Source organism: Burkholderia sp. AU15512 (assembly GCF_002223325.1).
Classification (GTDB): Bacteria; Pseudomonadota; Gammaproteobacteria; order Burkholderiales; family Burkholderiaceae; genus Burkholderia.
The window spans coordinates 1,164,629-1,181,979 of record NZ_NKEX01000003.1 but is presented as its reverse complement, the minus strand read 5'-3'; the positions used below and the strand labels follow the sequence as shown (position 1 = coordinate 1,181,979).

Below are 17,351 nucleotides of genomic sequence, written 5' to 3'. Positions count from 1 at the left end.
ACCAACCACCCGACTCCGCCTCGCCTTCACCGCTTGCGCGCAACGCAGATGACCGTCAGCCCGGCGACGCGGTTGAAACGGAATATCGGTAACTCGATCCGACAGATCGACTTGAGCACGCCGTTGACGAACGGATGGTGACGACGCAATTGCGACGCCGGCTCGCTCGGCTGCCGACGCACCCGCTCGCCGAGCCGCAACGCTGCCGCAAGCGGAAACGTGAGACCGAAATAATAGGCGCCGTGCTCGACGTCGAGCCCCGAGCGACGCACCACGTCCTCGAGACTGCTCAGCGTATATCGGCGCTTGTGTTCGAGAAAATCGTCATGACCGCTCCAGAGGAACTGGAACGCGGGAACCGTGATCAGAAAGCGGCTACCCGAAGGCGCACCCTTTACATACTGCGTGAGCAGACCGACATCGTCGTCGACATGCTCGAGCACGTCCATCAGCAACACGAGATCGGCGTCGAATCGATCAATGGATCGCCGAAAGTGGATGGGCTTGCCGGACGCTTCGCCGTCGGTATCGTCCGCATAGCTCGTATCGACACACCACGCCTCCGTCGCCTGCGTACGCTCCAGCAAGTGCTTCGAGAAGAAGCCTGAGCCTGCACCGACATCGAGTATCCGGTTTGCACCTGGCACCCCCAGGAACCGACGGATCGCACTCGCCTTCGACGCGTAGTACCAGTGATCGCCCACGCCCGCACCCAATACGTCGACTTCCTTGAGATCCATGACGTTTCCCCGTGATGGCTACTGTGCTTTGGTCGATACAGCCACTGATGCCGATCTTACCTCGCTGCTGCCGCCGATCCTACCTGTCGACAACGCGCAGCCGACCCCGGCAACCCGCATTCCGACCTAATCGAAAAGGACGATGGCCGGTTCGACGCAAATCGCTACCGTGCGGTTACCCGGCGCGAGATCGATGCGCATGGGCGAACCGTCCGACTGCATGCCGATCGATCCGGCCCGCCCCGGCTTTGCCGCGTCGCGTGATACAGGGGCGACTTCGGTCACCACCGCAGTCGCGACCTCTTGTAACCGTCTTCGACACAGGGCATTGAATGCATCAGAAAAACGAATTTTCCCGTCGACATTTTCTCCGGCTGGGCGCCGGCACGATAGGCGTGGCGCTGGGAAGCGCATCGCTTCTGTCGGCATGCGGAGGCGACTCGATTTCGGTCGCGCCGGTCACGACACCTCGGCTGAGTTCCGCATCGAATTTTCGCGACACGGCCGGGCCGGACGGAACCGGCTACGTGACAACGAGCGGCGCGAAGATGAAAAAAGGCGTGCTCTATCGTTCATCCGCGCTCGCGTTGTCGGCCGCGGACATCGCCACCGTCGGCACGCTCGACATCAGGCAGGTCTGCGACCTGCGCACACCCGCCGAGATCAAGACGCAACCGGATGTGCCGCTGGCGGGCGCCACCTGGCAAAACCTCAACGTGCTCGGGGCTGCCAGCATCGATCCGATCCCGACCACCGGCGCCACCGCGACGGCATTCATGTTGAGCATGTACCGCGCGTTCGTCACGTCGGACACCGCGCATGCCAGCTATCACGCGCTCTTCACCGGCTTCGCCGGCTCCGGCGAAAACCTGGTGTTCCACTGCACGGCCGGCAAGGATCGCACGGGCTGGGCAACCGCCATCCTGCACACGATCCTGGGCGCGTCCGAGCAGACGATACTCGCCGACTATCTGCTGACGAACGTCTATAGCGCATCGGAAATCGCCGCTTCGGTCGCCCAGGCGCAGAAAGCCGGCGGGCAAAATGCGGCAGACATGATGACCGCGCTGCAAGGCGCGCACACCGACTATCTGCAGGCGGCATTCGACCAGGCCGCCGCGTCGTACGGCTCGATGACGTCGTATATCGCAAACGGGCTGCAACTCGACCAGGCAACGCTGAACGCAATCCGGCGGCACATGCTGGTCTGACCGCCCCGCGGCCGCTGCGACGGGGCCGGATCGCATCCCCGCTTCGACCGCCGCGGCCGCTGCCCGTTGCATTCGGCGAAACCCGCATCGGCCAAGGCTGCGGCGCATTTTCCCGGTCGCAGCAACATTCGCCGACGACGGGCCGCGCAAACCAAACGACCGTTTGATCCGGCCGCCCAACCACCCCGAATCCATTGTCCCGCAGCCCGCCGGACGGCCGCACCCCGGCGCCCGTTGTTTGGTAACGCCGCTCTAGCGCGCTATGCCACACTGCACGGCATCGACGCTCGCGCCGTGCAGTGGCGCGCGCCGCCGTCGATCACGACAAGACATGGAGACAGACGATGCGGAATGCGGTCCGGCGCGGCCATCGCTCGCCTTTGGCAATTTTCGACTGGATTTCCGGCCCGCCACGCGCGGCCCGCCCCCGCTCGCCCACGACGCCCCGCGTGTTCGGCTGCGGTGTGCTGGCGCTCGCGCTGCTGTGTGCCGGTTGCGCGGAATCATCCGCGCAGCGTGACGGCAACACGTCGGCCGCGTCGACAAAGATCGAACGCACCAAGGCCGAACGCCTCGCCCGCGAGCAGCAGGTCGCACGCACCGTGCCGTCGCTCGCATCGATCAGCCTCACGCAACCGCGCCCGTTCACGCTGCGCGACTCGGGCCAGAACGGCGCGATGACGTTCTTGCGCGACGTCGATTTCCGCATCGTCAACAACCTCGGCTTCTTCATCCATCAGCTGTCGGCCACGCTGGTACCGACGCAAGCCGGCGCGCCGATCGTGTTCGACGATCCGACCAGTTTCCAGATCGACGTGCATGAAGGCACGGTCACGCTCGACGACGCGAAGCTCACCGCCCTCTTCAACACATACATCTTCGGCTACCGCAACGCGCCGCTGCGCAAGCTCGCCGTGTCGGCCGGCGACGGCGTGATCCACCTGCAAGGCGAGATGCAGCGCGACGGCTGGGTGCCGTTCTCGCTGACCGGTACGCTCGCGATCCGTGACGGCAGCCAGCTCGTGTTCCATCCGACGGGCGTGCGCGTATCGGGCATCAACGCGCAGCCGGTGATGCGCGCGGCCAACGTGAAAATGGCCGACCTGCTGAAAGTCCAGACGCCGATCGCGCAACTCGCCGGCGACGACCTCGTGATGTCGGTCGACAAGCTGATGCCGCCGCCGCGCCTGAAACTCACGATCACCGCGCTGCGCGTGACGCCGGCCGGGCTCGACCTGAAGCTCGACGACGGCACGCATGCCGGCTTCGCGATGCCCGCGAACGCGCCGCAGCAAGCGATGTACATTCGCGGCGGCGACGTGAAGTTCATGCGCTCGATGCCGATGAACGCGGACATCCTGATCGGTCCGGTCGATTCCACGAAACGTGACCAGACTTTCGTGTTCGACCTGTATCACTATCGCGACCAGGTGTCGGCCGGCTACTTCAATTTCGACGAAAGCGGCGCGATGGCGATCCGGATGCCGTCGTATGCGGGCCCGGCCAGCGGCGCGTTGCTCGGCAACGCGACCGCGCGCCTGAACGACAGCTTCCTCGCCGCGCAACAGAGTGCGTTGCGCGACATACGCCAGCACTGGGAAGCCTACGCACTCGCGGCGAACCCCGCCCGCCCCGGCATGCAGAAGGTCGCGATGCGGCGCACGTCGACCACGCCATTCAACGAACGGCACGTGTCGAACCGCAACCCGACGATCCATCTGCGCAACGTCGACTTCAACCTGTCCGGGGATATCGGCTTTCACGTCGAGGACCTCGACGTCGAGCTCGTATCGAAGCGGCCCGGCGAACCCGTCGACCTCGACGATCCGAACCAGTACGACATCCGCATTCTCGGCGGCACCGTCGTCGAGTCGTGGAAGGCGATGTCGGCGCTCTTCAACAACTATCTGCTCGACTACTCACCCCGCTCGCTCAACGACCTGCAACTGAGCGCGGATGGCACGAACCTGCGCGTCCAGGGCGGCATCAAGCTGTGGAACCACGTGCCGGGCGTCTGGCTGCCGACCGACATGAAGGGCACGCTGTCCGTGCTCGACGACCGGCATCTCGCATTCAAACCGTCCCAGGTGTCGGTGCTCGGCATCCCGCAGGCGAAGCTGCTGCGTTCGCTCGGCATCGAGCTCGCTTCGCTGACGCCGTTGCAGCGGCGCGGCGCGGAACTGCGTGGCGACACGCTCGTGCTCGACCAGTACACGGTATTCCCGCCCCCCGTGCTGAACGGCAAGCTCGGACAGGCAACGGTCGAGCGCGACGGGCTGCGCCTCACGTTCAGGCGCATGGCAGGCGCGCCCGCGCCGCAACGGCCGCAGATCGATGCACCGAGCTACATGTGGATGGAAGGCGGCGACATGAAGATGTTCAACGTGCTCGAACTGAACGTGCGCGCGCTGATCCGGAATTCGGCCGAGGCCGGCCCGATGCGTTTCGACCTGTACGGCTACCGCAGCCAGGTCGCGCAGGGCTCGGTGCGGATGCTGCCGGACGGTACGCTGGTCGTCGACATGGGGCAGAAGAACCCGCTCGCGTCACGCTGAAACGCACGCGGCACGCATAAAAAAAGCCCGGTGGCACGCTGCCAACCGGGCTTTTCATTTCATTCTTCGCGCTTCGCACTCAGTCGTGCTTCAGTCCGTCGAGCACGTCGAGCAGCGCCTGCCGCAATGCAATGACGTCGACGGTCGTGCCTGGCTTGCCCGATGGGCGTGCATCGGCGGCCTGCGCCTCCGGCTCGACGGGTGCTGCCGCAGCCCGCTCGCCGGCCGGCGAATCGAGCCGGTTGCGCGCGCCGTTGATCGTGAATCCCTGCTCGTACAGCAACTCGCGAATCCGCCGGATCAACAGCACTTCGTGGTGCTGGTAATACCGACGATTGCCACGCCGCTTCACCGGCCGCAGTTGAGTGAATTCCTGTTCCCAATAACGCAGCACATGCGGCTTGACCCCGCACAGCTCGCTGACTTCACCGATCGTGAAGTAACGCTTCGCGGGAATCGGAGGCAAGACGACTTTCTCAACCGTAGTGGTCATCGTCGGTTAACCGTCGGTAAAGGGTGCGCGGCGGCCGCGCGGAGACGTCAGTGCGCGGGGCTTACTCCGCGCCGTTTTCGACCAGCGCCTTCAGCTTCTGGCTCGCGTGGAAGGTTACCACCCGGCGGGCCGCGATCGGAATCGCCTCGCCCGTCTTCGGATTGCGGCCCGGGCGCTGCGGCTTGTCGCGCAACTGGAAATTGCCGAACCCCGACAGCTTGACGCTCTCGCCGTTTTCGAGCGCGTCACGGATCACCTCGAAAAACGCCTCGACCATGTCCTTCGCTTCACGCTTGTTCAGCCCGACGCTGTCGAACAGCAGCTCCGCCAGTTCCGCCTTCGTCAGCGTGGGCGTCTCGGTGGACGCCGGCGCCGAAGCGTCGCGGTTCATGGCGCTGCGTTGCGCCGTCAGGAGGGCTTCGAATTCACTCGAGGTCATGTCGTTCATATCTGCCATACAGCGCGTTAAATCAAAACTTACGATCGGAAAAGGCCGCCCGCGAGCGGGCGGACCTCCTCCTTAGCCGCGCAGGCGCGCACCGGCGCGAGCCATCCGCTCGACCAGCGTCTGGATCGCCTGATCGACGACCTCATCCTGCAGCGTGCCAGCCGCGTCCTGCAGCGTCACGCGGAAGGCAAGGCTCTTCTCGTGCGCGGCAAGACCACCGGAAGTATTTGATTTTGCACGAAATTCGTCGAAGAGTACAACCTTCTGAACGAATCGGCAGGCCTCTTCGGCAAGCGCCTTCTTCATTTCGTCGAAAAGTGCCTGAACCTCGACCGCCTGATCGACGACAACGGCGATATCGCGACGAACCGGCGGGAATTTCGATACGTCGGTCGGCGCGGGCAACGCACGTGCAATCAGCGCGTCCGCGTCCACCTCGAACATCACCGGCGCGTGCGGCAGCTCGTACTTCTGCATCAAGCGCGGGTGCAGTTCGCCGACCCAGCCGACCGCACGGCCATCGACTTCGATGCGCGCGCTGCGTCCCGGGTGGAGGGCCGGATGCTCTGCCTTCACGAAGCGTGCGGTTGCGGGCGCGAGCAGTGCCTCGAGATCGCCTTTCACGTCGAAGAAATCGACCGCGCGGGTTGCCGTGCCCCATTGCTCGTCGAGCGCCGGACCGTAGGCAAGCGCACCGACGCGCTTCGGCTGCACGTAGCCCTCGACCGTCAGCTCGCCGGCCTTCGCCGCCGTATCGGCGAGGTACACGCGGCCAGCCTCGAACACGCGCACACGATCCGCGCGGCGGTTCAGGTTGTGGCGCAGCACGGAAATCAGGCTGCCGAACAGCGTCGTACGCATCACCGACAGCTGGCTCGCGATCGGGTTCAGCAGACGGATGGGTTGGTCGTTGCCCGCGAAATCCTGCTCCCACTCCGCATCGACGAAGCTGAAGTTGACGGTTTCCGCGTAGTCGCGCGCGGCGAGCGCGTGACGGATGTCGTGGATCGAACGCCGCGTCTCGTTGGTCGCGCGCATTTCGCTCGTCGCGACCGGCGGACGCGCCGGGATCTTTTCGAAGCCGTAGATGCGCGCCACTTCCTCGATCAGGTCTTCCTCGATCTCGATGTCGAAGCGATGCGACGGCGGCGTGACGAGGAATGCGTCGTCTTCACGCTCGAACGGCAGCCCGAGGCGCGTGAAGATGCTCGCGATCTCGTCGGCGCCGATCTGCACGCCGATGATGCGATTTGCGCGCGACACGCGCATCTTCACCGGCGCGCGCTGCGGCAGGTTCACGGACTGATCGTCGACCGGGCCGGCCTTGCCGCCGCAGATCTCGAGAATCAGTTGCGTGATGCGCTCGACGTGCTCGACGGTCGTCGCGTAGTCGACGCCGCGCTCGAAGCGATGCGCCGCATCGGTCGAGAAGTTGTACTTGCGCGCGCGGCCGCGGATGCTGTCCGGCCACCAGAATGCGGCTTCCAGGTAGATGTTGGTCGTATCGAGCGTGACGGCCGTGCTGTCACCGCCCATGATGCCGGCCAGGCTTTCGACCTGACGGTCGTCCGAAATCACGCCGACCGTTTCGTCGAGTTCGACCGTGTTGCCGTTGAGCAGCTTCAGCGATTCGCCGCGCTTGCCCCAGCGCACCTCGATGCCGCCGTGGATCTTGTCGAGATCGAACACGTGCGACGGACGGCCGAGCTCGAACATCACGTAGTTCGAGATGTCGACGAGCGCCGACACGCTGCGCTGGCCGGAGCGCTCGAGGCGCTCGACCATCCACTGCGGGGTCTTCGCATGCGCGTTCACGCCGCGGATCACGCGACCCGAGAAGCGGCCGCACAAATCGGGCGCGGCAATGCGCACCGGCAGCGTTTCGTCGAGTTCGACGCGCACCGGGCGGATGTCGACCGGCGTCAGCGGTGCGCCGGTGATCGCGGCCGTCTCGCGGGCGATGCCGAACACGGACAGGCAGTCGGCCTTGTTCGGCGTCAGCTTGATTTCGAAGATCGTGTCGTCGAGATTGAGCGTCTCGCGGATGTCCTGGCCGACCGGCGTGTCTTCCGGCAGCACCATCAGGCCGCTGTGATCGTCGGACAGCTTCAGCTCGCGCGCCGAGCACAGCATCCCCTGGCTCTCCACGCCGCGCAGCTTCGACAGCTTGATCGCGAACGGCTTGCCGCCCTCTTCCGCCGGCGGCAGTTCCGCGCCGACCAGCGCGACCGGTACCTTGATGCCGGGCGCGACGTTCGGCGCGCCGCAGACGATATTCAGCGTCGCGCCGGTGCCGGCGTCGACCTGGCAGACATTGAGCTTGTCCGCATCCGGATGCTTGACGACTTCGAGCACGCGGCCGACGACGATCTTCGACGTCGGCGGCGCAGCCTTGCTCAGCGATTCGACTTCGAGCCCCGCCATCGTCAGCGCGTGCGACAGCTCGTCGGTCGTCAGCTGCGGGTCGACAAAGGTTCTCAACCAGGATTCAGGGAATTGCATGGATGTCTACGTTCGAAACAGGTTAGATCGACGCCCGGGCCCCTCGGAAACGTCCGTCGGGGCGTGCACGGGCACAGGTCGGCGCGGCGCGCGGCGTTACGCGAACTGGCGCAGGAAACGCAGGTCGTTCTCGAAGAACAGCCGGAGATCCTGGACGCCGTAGCGCAGCATCGTCAGGCGCTCGAGGCCGCTGCCGAACGCAAAGCCGATGTAGCGCTCGGGATCGAGGCCCATGTTGCGAATCACGGTCGGATGCACCTGCCCCGAACCGGAGATCTCGAGCCACTTGCCCGCGTTCTTGCCTTGCTCGAACATCATGTCGATCTCGGCCGACGGTTCCGTGAACGGGAAATACGACGGACGGAAGCGCACGAGAATGTCGTCGCGCTCGAAGAATTTTTTCAGGAAGTCGGTATAGACGCCCTTGAGGTCGGCGAAGCTGATGTTTTCGTCGATCCACAGCCCCTCGACCTGATTGAACATCGGCGAGTGGGTCGCATCGCTGTCGACGCGATACGTGCGGCCCGGCGCGATCACCTTGATCGGCGGACGGTTCATGCGCGCGTAACGCACCTGCATCGGGCTCGTGTGCGTGCGCAGCAACAGCTGGCGGCCGTCGGCATCCTTGCCTTCGACGTAGAAGGTGTCCTGCATCGAACGCGCCGGATGGTTCTCCGGGCTGTTCAGCGACGTGAAGTTGTACCAGTCGGTCTCGATTTCGGGGCCGTCGGCCACATCGAAACCGATCGAGCCGAAAATCTGTTCGACACGCTCCCACGTGCGCATCACGGGGTGCAGGCTGCCTGCACCGGCGCCGCGGCCCGGCAACGTCACGTCGATCGCCTCGGCGGTGAGGCGCTGATTCAGCAGCGCGTCGGCCAGTGCCTGGCGGCGGGCGGTCAGCGCGGCTTCAACCTGCTGCTTCGCGACGTTGATGCGTGCGCCTTCGGTCTTGCGTGCTTCGGGATCGAGCTTGCCGAGGCCCTTCAGCAACTCGGTCAGCGCACCCGACTTGCCGAGAAATCGTGCTTTCTCGTTTTCGAGCGTGGTGATGTCGGCAGCCTGTTCGAAGGACTGCTGCGCGTCGGCGACAATCTGGTCCAGATCCATAGATCCCATCATTTCCAACGTCATTCGGTCTTGGCGAGCGAAATCGCCCACCAAACAAAAAAGGGGCTCGGAAGAGCCCCGTTTTCGCTGCAGCGGCCGAGACTACCGGAACCTCGCTGCAACTAACCACGCAGTGCTAATTTCGCAATTAGGCTGCAACGGCGGCTTTCACCTGCTTGACGATCGCAGCAAAAGCAGCCTTGTCGAACACCGCCATGTCGGCCAGAACCTTACGGTCGAGTTCGATCGACGCCTTCTTCAGGCCGTTGATGAACACGCTGTAGGTCATGTCGTGCTGGCGAACTGCCGCGTTGATACGCGTGATCCACAGTGCGCGGAACACACGCTTCTTGTTGCGGCGATCGCGGTACGCGTACTGACCAGCGCGCATCACCGCCTGCTTGGCGATGCGGTAGACGTTATTGCGGCGGCCGCGATAACCCTTGGCCAGGTTGATGATCTTCTTGTGGCGGGCCCGTGCGGTTACCCCACGTTTGACTCGAGGCATGTTTCTCTCCTTAGAGTATCAGTTAGGGGTTACGCGAACGGCAGCATCGCGCGGACGGAGTTCAGATCGGAATCATGAACTGCCGTTGCGCCGCGCAGGTGACGCTTGTTCTTCGTGGTTTTCTTGGTCAGGATGTGACGCTTGAAGGCTTGACCGCGCTTGACGGTACCGCCCGGACGCACCACGAAGCGCTTTGCAGCACTCTTCTTGGTCTTCATCTTAGGCATGACGAACAACTCCAGTTTATTAGATGGCGATGGGTGTGCGGTTGGCTTGCGCCCTTGACCCGCCCTTCGAAACCCAGTCCACTTGTGTACGGCGAACCGCTTGCGCAGCCGCCGTCATTGTTGGCGCGCCGCCTTGACCGGGCAACGCGCCGAACCTCTGCGAACCTGCGCGCGACGCGCGCGGGCCCGTTACTTCTTTTTCTTCGGCGAGAGCACCATGATCATCTGGCGCCCTTCCATCTTCGGCATCTGCTCGACCTGGCCGACTTCCTCGAGATCCGTGCGCAGACGCTCAAGCATCCGCATACCGATTTCCTGGTGAGCCATTTCACGGCCGCGGAAACGCAACGTGATCTTCGTCTTGTCGCCTTCTTCGAGGAAGCGCACGAGATTGCGGAGCTTGACGTTGTAGTCACCGTCATCGGTACCCGGGCGGAACTTGACTTCCTTGACCTGGATGACCTTCTGCTTCAGCTTCGCTTCGTGCTGCTTCTTCGACTCCTGGTACTTGAACTTGCCGTAATCCATCAGACGGCAAACCGGGGGAACCGCTTGCGGCGCGATTTCCACCAGGTCAACATCCAGTTCTTCCGATTTACGGAAAGCATCAGCGAGTTTTACGATACCGAGCGGTTCGTTCTCGATCCCGACCAGGCGCACTTCCGGCGCAGTGATTTCACCGTTGATGCGGTGCGACGACTTATCAGTAGCGATGTTACGTTTCCTCTAAAAATTAAAAAAACGAGCCGCGCTGCCAGGGCGGTTACTTGAACGAGCGCAGGTCTTCCTGCAAACGCTCAACGAAGGCTTCGACCGGCATCACGCCAAGATCGACGCCGCCACGGGCACGCACGGCTACCGTTTGCGCATCACGCTCCTTATCCCCCACGACGAGGAGATAAGGCACCTTTTCCAGCGTGTGCTCGCGTATTTTATAGCTAATCTTCTCATTGCGCAAATCGGCTGTCACTCTAACCCCTTGTTTTTGCAACGATTGGGCCAGAGATTGCGCATATTCGGCCTGACTTTCGGCGATATTGAGCACAACTGCCTGGAACGGCGCGAGCCAGGCCGGCATCGCACCAGCGTGGTGCTCGATCAAAATGCCGAGGAAACGCTCCATCGAACCGACGATCGCACGGTGCAGCATCACCGGACGGCGACGGCTGCTGTCATCCGCGACATACTCGGCGCCGAGGCGCTCCGGCAGCACCATGTCGAGCTGCAGCGTACCGCACTGCCACGAACGGCCGAGCGCATCCTTGATGTGGTACTCGATCTTCGGACCGTAGAACGCGCCTTCACCCGGCAGCTCTTCCCACGTGAGGCCGCACGCCGTCAGCGCGTCGCGCAGGCCCTGCTCGGCGCGATCCCAGGTTTCGTCCGTACCCGCGCGCTGCTCCGGGCGCAGCGACAGCTTGATGTCGATGTGATCGAAACCGAAGTCCTTGTACACGCTCATCGCCAGCGTGTTGAACGCGATCGACTCCGAGATGAACTGGTCTTCCGTACAGAAGATGTGCGCATCGTCCTGCACGAAGCCGCGCACGCGCATCAGGCCGTGCAGCGCGCCCGACGCCTCGTTGCGGTGGCACGAACCGAATTCCGCGTAACGCAGCGGCAGGTCGCGGTACGAGCGCAGGCCGTGCTTGAACACCTGGACGTGGCCCGGGCAGTTCATCGGCTTGATCGCGTAGTCGCGCTTCTCCGACTCCGTCGTGAACATGTTCTCGCGGTAGTTCTGCCAGTGACCCGACGCTTCCCACAGCGAGCGGTCCATGATCATCGGCGTCTTGATCTCGAGGTAGCCGGCTTCGTTCACGCGGCGGCGCATGTACTGCTCGACCTGCTGCCACAGCGCCCAGCCCTTCGGATGCCAGAACACCATGCCCGGCGACTCTTCCTGCATGTGGAACAGGTCGAGCTGCTTGCCGAGCTTGCGGTGGTCGCGCTTTTCCGCTTCCTCGAGCATGTGCAGGTACTGATCCTGGTCTTCCTTCTTCGTCCAGGCCGTGCCGTAGATGCGCTGCAGCTGCTCGTTCTTCGAATCGCCGCGCCAGTACGCGCCGGCGACCTTCATCAGCTTGAACACCTTCAGCTTGCCGGTGGACGGCACGTGCGGGCCACGGCACAGATCGGTAAAGCCGCCGTGCGAATACAGCTTGATTTCGTCGCTTTGCGGAATCGACTCGATGATCTCGGCCTTGTACTTCTCGCCGATGCTGCGGAAGTAGCCCGCCGCTTCGTCACGCGACACGACTCGGCGCGTCACGGGCTCGTCCTTCTTCACGAGCTCCTGCATGCGCTTTTCGATCTTTTCCAGATCTTCGGGCGTAAACGGGCGGTTGTATGAGAAGTCGTAATAGAAACCGTTGTCGATCACCGGGCCGATCGTCACCTGCGCGTCCGGATACAGTTCCTTCACCGCGTACGCGAGCAAGTGCGCCGTCGAGTGACGGATGATGTCGAGGCCGTCGGCGTCCTTGTCGGTCACGATCGCGAGCGACGCATCGCGGTCGATCACGGCCGACGTATCGACGAGCTCGCCATCGAGCTTGCCACCAAGCGCAGCCTTCGCAAGGCCGGGACCGATCGAGGCTGCAACCTCGGCAACTGTCACCGGATGCTCGTATTGTCGAACTGAGCCGTCAGGCAAGCGTATCGAAACCATAGCAATCTCCGTGATGCCGACAGTGGGCGGCAGACCAGGTACGCGATATAAAAATCACGCGGGAAAATGTCGCGACAAAAAAAATGCGGCCCCGCTTTCGAGGGGCCGCATTCGATACTTCACTCAAACTGAAAGGGCGAAAGGGTTCCTCGACTAGCGTCGCTCCGAAAAGGTTTCGGTCAACGTTCGCGGTGTCATAACCGTATTCGCCTTGTTCGCGTTGAGTTATTTGCTGCATCGAACACCCGGAGACCGGGCATTCTCAATTCGTTGGTAGGCTCGATTGGACTCGAACCAACGACCCCCACCATGTCAAGGTGGTGCTCTAACCAGCTGAGCTACGAGCCTAGTGAAGCTAAGATTATATGGAGCCGTTACCCGCTTGGCAAGTATTTTTATGCGGCCGCAGCAAAATAACGGTGTTCGAACCCCACATCAGGCCTTCCGCCCCGCCCGCACGACGCCTTGCACTTCGCCGAGCAGCGTGCACGCGCGCTGCACCTGCGCCGAGTTCGACACCTCGACCGTGAACTGCATGAATGCTGCATTGCGACGGCTCTGCGTCTTCACGCCCACCACGTTCATCTTCTCGCGCGCGAACACTTCGGAGATGTCGCGCAGCAACCCTTGCCGGTCGCTCGCCTCGATCATCAGGTCGACCGGATAGACGGACGCACCGCGCCCGCCGAGCACGTCGGCCGACCAGGTCGTCTGCAGCACGCGCTCCGGCGCGCGCTCGACCATCCTGCGGAACGTCGGGCAATCGGTGCGGTGGATCGACATCCCCTTGCCGCGCGTGACGAAACCGCTGATCGGATCGGGCGGCGCCGGACGGCAGCAGCGCGCGAGCTGGGTCAGCAGCGCGTCGACGCCCACGACCAGCACACCGGTCGACGCGCCATGCGCCACGCTCGCGCCGCTGCTGCGCTTCTCGAAATCGGCAGGCGCCTCGGGCGCCGGTTCGGGCGGCGGCGCATCGGACAGCGCGTGCTCGACATTGCGCAGGCTGAACTCTTCCTTGCCGACGACCGAGAACAACTCCTCGGGCGACTTGAAGCCGAGCTTCGCGGCGAGATTGTCCAGGCTGACCGACGTCTTGCCCTCGCGTTGCAGCGTCTTTTCGACGAGCGCGCGGCCATGCGCGACGTTTTCTTCCTGCTCGATCGAGTTGAACCACGCCCGCACTTTCTGACGCGCGCGCGGGCTCTTCATATAGCCGAGCTGCAGGTTCAGCCAGTCGCGCGACGGCCCGCCCTCCTTCACCGCGACGATCTCGACCGTCTGGCCGTTTGCGAGCGGCGTGTTGAGCGGCACCATCGCGCCGTCGACGCGGGCGCCACGGCAGCGATGACCCAGCTCGCTGTGCAGGTGGTATGCGAAATCGACCGGCGTCGCGCCCTGCGGCAACGCGATCACGCGCGCCTGCGGCGTCAGTACGTAGATGTGATCGTCGTCGAGCGACGTCTCGCGCAATTGCGCCCACGCCTTGTCGCCGGACTTTTCCGCACCGTCCTCGACGTCATCCTTCCACGCGAGCAGCTGGCGCAGCCATGCAATCTTCTCGTCGTACTTGTCGCTTGCCGAGAACTGGCCGCCGTAGCCGCGCGCGCCGGCTTCCTTGTAGCGCCAGTGCGCGGCGACGCCGTACTCGGCGAAACGGTGCATCTCCTGCGTGCGGATCTGCACTTCGAACGCACGGCCATCGTCGCCGATCACGACCGTGTGCAGCGACTTGTAGCCGTTCGGCTTCGGTCGCGAGATGTAGTCGTCGAATTCCTTCGGCACCGGCTGCCACAGGTGATGCACGATGCCGAGCACCGCGTAGCAATCCTTGATGTCCGGCACGATCACGCGAAACGCGCGCACGTCGTAGAGCTCGGAGAAGTCGAGTTCCTTGCCGCGCATCTTGCGCCAGATGCTGTAGATATGCTTCGGCCGGCCGCTCACGTCGGCCTGGATGTGCGCATCCGCCAGCTCTTGCTGCAACCGGTCGATCGCCTGCGTGACGTACGCTTCGCGCTCGATGCGTTTCTCGTCGAGCAGCTTCGCGATCCGCTTGTAGGTGACGGGATCCTCGAAGCGGAACGCGAGATCCTCGAGCTCCCACTTCAACTGCCAGATGCCGAGACGGTTCGCGAGCGGCGCGTAGATCTCGAGCGTCTCGCGCGCGACGTCGGGCGGCGGGTCGATCTTCGCGGCCGCGTAGTAGCGCAGCGACTGCAAGCGCGACGCGAGCCGGATCAGCACCACGCGGATGTCTTGCGCGAACGCCAGCAGCATCTTGCGCAGCGCCTCGATCTGCGTGCGCCGCTCTTCGGCCGCATCGCGCCCGGCGTCAGCCCCCGCGTTCTGCGCGGCACGCAGGCTGACGGTACCGAGCCGCAACAGCTTGCGCACGTCGGACACGAGCCGCGCCACTTCGTCGCCGAAACGCTCGGTGAGCTCGCGCTCGGGGTCGCTCAGGTGCGGCGTCAGCACGAACAGCGCGGCCGCCTGCATCGCGGACGGATCGACATTCAGCGTGCGCATGATCGACGCCGTGCCCGCCGAGTGATCGGCGAGCAGTTCGCCCGACGACAGGCGCACGTCGCCGGCCCGCTCGCGCACGAACGCGAGCACGTCGTCGAACGACGGCGCCGCGACGGGGGAGGCGGAAACGGACTCGGTCATTGCTCGGCCTGGCGGAATGCGATCATCGTCGGGTTGCGTTCAGTTCAGCTCCGCTGCGCAGCGACGACCACGATCTCGACGAGCAGTGCCGGATCCGCGAGCTTCGCCTCGACGGTGGCGCGCGGCGGCGTGTTGCCGTGCGCGACCCATGCATCCCACTCCGCATTCATGCCTTCGAAGTTCGCCAGATCCGAGATGTAGATCTGAACCGACAGCAGATGCGCCTTGTCGCTGTTCGCTTCGGCGAGCAGGCGATCGATGTGGCCGAGCACTTCGCGCGTCTGGCCCTTGATGTCCTGTGTGGTGTCTTCGGCGATCTGGCCGGCCAGATACACGGTACCGTTGTGGATCGCGGTTTCGGAGAGACGAGCCCCGACGTGGTGACGAATGACTGCCATGGAATGTTCCGGTCGTAAGTGGATGGAGATTCGGGCGGCGGCACGGCCCGCGTGCCGCCGAACCGCATATTATGACGCGTTTATGCGCCGCCTTCGACGAAAAACCGCCGCGCGAGCGCAATCTGGCTTGCGTCGATGAACGCCGGCGCGTGGCCCGCCCCTGGGATCTCGGCGTGTGTCACATGCCGGCCGCGACGCTCCATGTCGGCCACCGTCTCGCGCGACAGCAGGTCGGACGTCTCGCCGCGCACGACCAGCAACGACGCGTTCGTCGTCTCGATCGCGCGCCACAGCGCGGCCTCGCCGAGCGCCGCCAATTCGGGCGTCGTCGCCTTGAACGGTTCGGCGATGCGCGGATCGTAGCGAACCGTCCAGCCCCCTTCGGGCAGCTCGCGCAGCAGCGGCCCGTTGATCTCGCGCCATTCGTCGGCGGTCAGCGCCCCGAACGGCAGCGACAGCGACGTCAGATAGTCGATGCCCTCCTGCCGGGTCGCAAAGCGCGGCTGCACGCCGAGATATTCGCCGATGCGCGTGAGCGACTCGGGTTCGATGCGCGGGCCGACGTCGTTGACGATCATCCGGCGCAGCGGCGAACCCGGCAGCCCCGCGAACGCCATGCCGATCAACCCGCCCATCGACGTGCCGAACCAGTCGACCGATTCGACGTCGAGCCGCGCGATCAGCGTCACCATGTCGGACACGTATTGCGGGATCGCATAGAGCCGCGGATCGGCCAGCCAGTCCGACTGGCCGCGCCCGACGACATCGGGGCAGACGACGCGATACGTATCGGACAGCGCCGCGGCGAGCCGGTCAAAATCGCGCCCGGAACGGGTCAGCCCATGCACGCAGACCAGCACGCGCGGGTTGGCGGGATCACCCCACTCGGTATAGGCGACGTGGTGAAGGCCGGCAGCGCTCGCACACTGCACGCGCCGCTGGCGAGGAACCTGGGAATTCGCTGGGGTCGTTGGCATCGTTGGCATCCTGTCGAACGGGGGCGACGCGCAGGGCAACGCTTGCGACGCCCGATGCGAACGATTGTAAACCGCTTCAGCCGCACGGGTCCGCTCGTCGGGCACCCGACGATCGGCCTGACGGAGGACACCATGAAAAACGCCCCGCATGCCGTCGTCCGGCATGCGGGGCGTCGACGCTGCGCGTACGCGCGGAACCTTATGCGACCGCGCTGATGTCGAGCGGCGCGCCCGTCTTCGCCTGGATCTCGTCGGCGCTCACGCCGTCGGCGAGTTCAAGCACCTTCAGGCCGGACGGCGTCACTTCGATCACGCCGAGATCGGTGATGATCAGGTCGACCACGCCGACGCCCGTCAGCGGCAGGTTGCATTCCTCGAGGATCTTGTGCTGGTCGCCCTTCGCGACATGCTCCATCAGCACGACGACGCGCTTCACGCCGGCGACGAGATCCATCGCGCCGCCCATCCCCTTGATCATCTTGCCGGGGATCATCCAGTTCGCGAGATCGCCCTGCTTGCTGACCTGCATTGCACCGAGGATCGCCAGGTTGATGTGGCCGCCGCGGATCATCGCGAACGAATCGGCCGACGAGAAGATCGACGAACCCGGCAGCGTCGTGACGGTCTGCTTGCCGGCGTTGATGAGATCGGCGTCGACTTCGTCTTCGGTCGGCGACGGGCCGATGCCGAGCAGGCCGTTCTCCGACTGCAGCCACACCTCGACACCTTCCGGCACGTGGTTCGCAACGAGCGTCGGCAGGCCGATGCCGAGGTTCACGTAGAAGCCGTCCTGCAATTCCTTCGCCGCGCGCGCGGCCATCTGGTCACGATTCCAGGCCAT

General features: G+C 64.2%; 16 protein-coding genes and 1 tRNA gene. 2 read left to right on the top strand and 15 right to left on the bottom strand.

The annotated features are described in order from the left end of the window. Positions 1-26: 26 nt before the first annotated feature. Together CFB43_RS08140 and CFB43_RS38365 are read right to left on the bottom strand one after the other, a co-directional pair. Complete coding sequence (locus CFB43_RS08140; RefSeq protein ID WP_089494705.1) at positions 27-740, bottom strand: class I SAM-dependent methyltransferase; 714 nt, start codon at positions 738-740, stop codon at positions 27-29. Between the two features lie 126 nt (positions 741-866). Then, positions 867-1,169 (bottom strand): hypothetical protein, encoded by a 303-nt coding sequence (locus CFB43_RS38365; RefSeq protein ID WP_179254790.1) that lies wholly within the window; start codon positions 1,167-1,169, stop codon positions 867-869. Here CFB43_RS38365 and CFB43_RS08135 point away from each other — a divergent pair. Together CFB43_RS08135 and CFB43_RS08130 are read left to right on the top strand one after the other, a co-directional pair. Beyond that, positions 1,136-1,951 (top strand): tyrosine-protein phosphatase, encoded by an 816-nt coding sequence (locus CFB43_RS08135; RefSeq protein ID WP_256989950.1) that lies wholly within the window; start codon positions 1,136-1,138, stop codon positions 1,949-1,951. The genes CFB43_RS38365 and CFB43_RS08135 overlap by 34 nt on opposite strands. A gap of 344 nt (positions 1,952-2,295) precedes the next feature. Next, positions 2,296-4,506, top strand: coding sequence for a hypothetical protein (locus tag CFB43_RS08130; RefSeq protein ID WP_089494703.1), 2,211 nt, complete (start codon positions 2,296-2,298; stop codon positions 4,504-4,506). A gap of 79 nt (positions 4,507-4,585) precedes the next feature. Here the strand turns inward: CFB43_RS08130 and CFB43_RS08125 are convergent, their stop codons facing one another. From CFB43_RS08125 to CFB43_RS08060, 13 genes are all read right to left on the bottom strand, one after another. Further along, entirely contained in the window at positions 4,586-4,999 is a 414-nt protein-coding gene (locus CFB43_RS08125) for a MerR family transcriptional regulator (RefSeq protein ID WP_089494702.1), read from the bottom strand. 61 nt (positions 5,000-5,060) lie between these two features. Continuing rightward, positions 5,061-5,447, bottom strand: a complete 387-nt coding sequence (locus CFB43_RS08120) for an integration host factor subunit alpha (RefSeq protein ID WP_006486093.1) — start codon at positions 5,445-5,447, stop codon at positions 5,061-5,063. Between the two features lie 72 nt (positions 5,448-5,519). Continuing rightward, positions 5,520-7,949 carry a phenylalanine--tRNA ligase subunit beta gene (gene pheT / locus CFB43_RS08115; protein WP_089494701.1) on the bottom strand — a complete coding sequence of 810 codons (2,430 nt, stop codon included), beginning with the start codon at positions 7,947-7,949 and terminating at the stop codon, positions 5,520-5,522. 96 nt (positions 7,950-8,045) lie between these two features. Continuing rightward, complete coding sequence (pheS, locus tag CFB43_RS08110; protein WP_006486107.1) at positions 8,046-9,059, bottom strand: phenylalanine--tRNA ligase subunit alpha; 1,014 nt, start codon at positions 9,057-9,059, stop codon at positions 8,046-8,048. Positions 9,060-9,207: 148 nt separating this feature from the next. Continuing rightward, complete coding sequence (gene rplT, locus CFB43_RS08105; protein WP_004192938.1) at positions 9,208-9,567, bottom strand: 50S ribosomal protein L20; 360 nt, start codon at positions 9,565-9,567, stop codon at positions 9,208-9,210. A 29-nt stretch (positions 9,568-9,596) separates the two neighbouring features. After that, a complete protein-coding gene (gene rpmI / locus CFB43_RS08100) occupies positions 9,597-9,794 on the bottom strand; it encodes a 50S ribosomal protein L35 (protein WP_004191477.1) in 198 nt (65 codons plus the stop codon). 189 nt (positions 9,795-9,983) lie between these two features. Continuing rightward, positions 9,984-10,508: a translation initiation factor IF-3 gene (infC, locus tag CFB43_RS08095; RefSeq protein ID WP_071734130.1), complete on the bottom strand. Its 525-nt coding sequence runs from the start codon at positions 10,506-10,508 to the stop codon at positions 9,984-9,986. Between the two features lie 49 nt (positions 10,509-10,557). Continuing rightward, complete coding sequence (thrS, locus tag CFB43_RS08090; protein WP_069247806.1) at positions 10,558-12,465, bottom strand: threonine--tRNA ligase; 1,908 nt, start codon at positions 12,463-12,465, stop codon at positions 10,558-10,560. Positions 12,466-12,736: 271 nt separating this feature from the next. After that, positions 12,737-12,813 (bottom strand) — tRNA-Val (locus CFB43_RS08080). Positions 12,814-12,900: 87 nt separating this feature from the next. Then, positions 12,901-15,135, bottom strand: a complete 2,235-nt coding sequence (locus CFB43_RS08075; protein WP_089456086.1) for a RelA/SpoT family protein — start codon at positions 15,133-15,135, stop codon at positions 12,901-12,903. A gap of 44 nt (positions 15,136-15,179) precedes the next feature. Next, positions 15,180-15,533, bottom strand: coding sequence for a RidA family protein (locus CFB43_RS08070; protein ID WP_011351776.1), 354 nt, complete (start codon positions 15,531-15,533; stop codon positions 15,180-15,182). Positions 15,534-15,613: 80 nt separating this feature from the next. Further along, entirely contained in the window at positions 15,614-16,510 is an 897-nt protein-coding gene (locus CFB43_RS08065; protein WP_089494700.1) for an alpha/beta fold hydrolase, read from the bottom strand. Positions 16,511-16,709: 199 nt separating this feature from the next. Next, positions 16,710-17,351, bottom strand: a complete 642-nt coding sequence (locus CFB43_RS08060) for a CoA transferase subunit B (RefSeq protein ID WP_011351774.1) — start codon at positions 17,349-17,351, stop codon at positions 16,710-16,712.

Bases quoted from the DNA above. Each gene is read 5' to 3' on its own strand.
- CFB43_RS08140 (WP_089494705.1), bottom strand. From the start codon at position 740: ATGGATCTCAAGGAAGTCGACGTATTGGGTGCGGGCGTGGGCGATCAC.
- CFB43_RS38365 (WP_179254790.1), bottom strand. From the start codon at position 1,169: ATGCCGACAGAAGCGATGCGCTTCCCAGCGCCACGCCTATCGTGCCGG.
- CFB43_RS08130 (WP_089494703.1), top strand. From the start codon at position 2,296: ATGCGGAATGCGGTCCGGCGCGGCCATCGCTCGCCTTTGGCAATTTTC.
- CFB43_RS08125 (WP_089494702.1), bottom strand. From the start codon at position 4,999: ATGACCACTACGGTTGAGAAAGTCGTCTTGCCTCCGATTCCCGCGAAG.
- CFB43_RS08120 (WP_006486093.1), bottom strand. From the start codon at position 5,447: ATGAACGACATGACCTCGAGTGAATTCGAAGCCCTCCTGACGGCGCAA.
- pheT (WP_089494701.1), bottom strand. From the start codon at position 7,949: ATGCAATTCCCTGAATCCTGGTTGAGAACCTTTGTCGACCCGCAGCTG.
- pheS (WP_006486107.1), bottom strand. From the start codon at position 9,059: ATGGATCTGGACCAGATTGTCGCCGACGCGCAGCAGTCCTTCGAACAG.
- rplT (WP_004192938.1), bottom strand. From the start codon at position 9,567: ATGCCTCGAGTCAAACGTGGGGTAACCGCACGGGCCCGCCACAAGAAG.
- rpmI (WP_004191477.1), bottom strand. From the start codon at position 9,794: ATGCCTAAGATGAAGACCAAGAAGAGTGCTGCAAAGCGCTTCGTGGTG.
- thrS (WP_069247806.1), bottom strand. From the start codon at position 12,465: ATGGTTTCGATACGCTTGCCTGACGGCTCAGTTCGACAATACGAGCAT.
- CFB43_RS08075 (WP_089456086.1), bottom strand. From the start codon at position 15,135: ATGACCGAGTCCGTTTCCGCCTCCCCCGTCGCGGCGCCGTCGTTCGAC.
- CFB43_RS08070 (WP_011351776.1), bottom strand. From the start codon at position 15,533: ATGGCAGTCATTCGTCACCACGTCGGGGCTCGTCTCTCCGAAACCGCG.
- CFB43_RS08065 (WP_089494700.1), bottom strand. From the start codon at position 16,510: ATGCCAACGACCCCAGCGAATTCCCAGGTTCCTCGCCAGCGGCGCGTG.
- CFB43_RS08060 (WP_011351774.1), bottom strand. From the start codon at position 17,351: ATGGCCTGGAATCGTGACCAGATGGCCGCGCGCGCGGCGAAGGAATTG.